The organism is Clavibacter lycopersici (assembly GCF_003576405.1).
Classification (GTDB): Bacteria; Actinomycetota; Actinomycetes; order Actinomycetales; family Microbacteriaceae; genus Clavibacter; species Clavibacter lycopersici.
Genome location: NZ_QWGT01000367.1, coordinates 1 through 1,792, shown reverse-complemented (window position 1 = coordinate 1,792; position 1,792 = coordinate 1). Strand labels below are relative to the sequence as shown.

The following is a 1,792-nucleotide window of genomic DNA, read 5'->3' as shown; positions in this document are numbered from 1 at the left end:
CCGCGACCGCGGCGGACGCCGCTGCCGAGCGGTCCGCCGCGTCGCGCCAGCCGCGGAGCCGGTCGGCGCCGCGGTGGAGGATGAAGACGCCCGCGATCATGCCGACGATCGTGGGGATCGCCGCCGCGCCCGTCGCCCCGGCGCGCGTGGTCGCCGCGAGCACCGCGATCCCGGCGAATAGAGCGAGCACGACCATGCCGAGCGGCGGCCGGCGCACCTGCAGGATCCCGGCGAGCGCGGCCGCGGCGAGCACCACGATGGCGAGCACCACGATCAGCGCGACCTTGTCGCCCGTGCCGAACAGGGCGATCACGGTGTCCTTGACGCCCGCGGGCACGAGGTCGATGACGAGCGCGCCGACCGCGAGCACCGGGCTCGCCGCCGGCGCGATGAAGGCCGCCGCGATCTCGGCGACCGCCAGCACGGCGAGCGCCGCCACCACCCCGAGGAACGCGGACCACCAGCGGAGGGCCGCACGGGTCACGGGGCGACCGGCTTGCTGTACGGGAGGATCACGTCGAAGCGGCACCCGCCCTCGACGTTCTGCACGGTGACGTCGCCGTCGTGCGCGCGCACGATGCCGCGGACGATCGCGAGCCCGAGGCCCGCACCGCCGCCGCCCGACGCGTAGCCGCCGTCGTGCGTGCCCTCGGCCTGCACCTGGGGATCCGGCGGCGTCGCCTCGGCGGGCGCGACCGGGAAGTCGGGGCCGAGGGCGGCCTTCGCGGCGGCGCTCTTGCCGTAGGCGCGCGGGGTGCGGGATCCGGTGCTCCGCCAGCCCGCGTCGAACACGCGCGGCAGGTCGTCCTCCGGGATGCCGCCCGCCGTGTCCTCGACCGAGAGGACGGCGAGGTTGCCGGAGTCGCGGTGCGCGGAGATGACGATGCGGCCGCCCGGGAGCGACTGCTGGATGGCGTTCATCACGAGGTTGCCGACGACGCGGGAGAGCTCGCGCGGATCGCCCTGCACCACGAGGTCGTCGTGGGCGGTCTCGCCGCGGAGGTCGACCTGGCGGGCCTGGGCCACGGGGCCGAGCTCGGCGACGGTGTCGCTCACGACGTCGTAGAGGGACACGCGCTCGACGGCGAGCTCGAGGCTGCCCGAGTTGATGCGGGACAGCTCGAACAGGTCGTCGACCATGCCGTTGAGGCGGTTGGCCTGCACGCGGATCTGGCGGAAGTAGCGGTGCTCGTCGTCGACCATGCCGTCCTCGAGGGACTCGGCCATGGCGCGGATCCCGGCGAGCGGCGTGCGCAGGTCGTGCGACATCCAGGCGATGAGCTCCCGGCGGCTGCGCTCCTGCGCCTCCATGCGGTCGCGGGCGTCGGCGAGGCGGCGGTTGGCGGCGCTGAGCTCCCGGGCGAGCTGCGCGAACTCGGTGCTCGTGGGGCGACCGGGCTCGACGGCGGCCTCCTCGCCCATCGACGCGGCGTAGCGCCCGAGCTCGCGGCTGCCGCGCACGAGGGTCATGCCGAGCATCGCGGCCATCACGAGCGAGACGAGCGCCGAGACGGCGGCGACGGAGAGGAACGCGGTGAGCCCGGCGTCGTCGACGAGCATGCTCGCGGTGACGGCGACCATGCCGCCCACGACCGAGAGGACGGCGGCGAGCGCGACCACGCAGATCTGCAGCACGAGCGAGCGGCGGCGGAGCGCGCGCAGGAGGACGCTCGCGCCGAGGCCCACGACGGCGGCGCAGACGAGCGCCGTCAGCACGACGATGAGGAAGGAGTCCGCGGTCACGCGTCGCCCCCGGCGGGCGGCGCGGGCTCGGCGGCGGGCTCGGCGGGCT

1 protein-coding gene and 1 pseudogene are annotated in these 1,792 nt (G+C 75.7%); both read right to left on the bottom strand.

Translation table 11 applies throughout. From position 1 onward, the window contains the following. A pseudogene (locus DZG00_RS15160) lies at positions 1 to 484 on the bottom strand (molybdopterin-dependent oxidoreductase); the annotation flags it as partial. After that, on the bottom strand, positions 481 to 1,743 hold the full coding sequence (locus DZG00_RS15155; protein ID WP_119455802.1) for a sensor histidine kinase: 1,263 nt from the start codon (positions 1,741 to 1,743) through the stop codon (positions 481 to 483). The pseudogene DZG00_RS15160 and the gene DZG00_RS15155, both read right to left, overlap by 4 nt. Between the last annotated feature and the right edge of the window lie 49 nt (positions 1,744 to 1,792).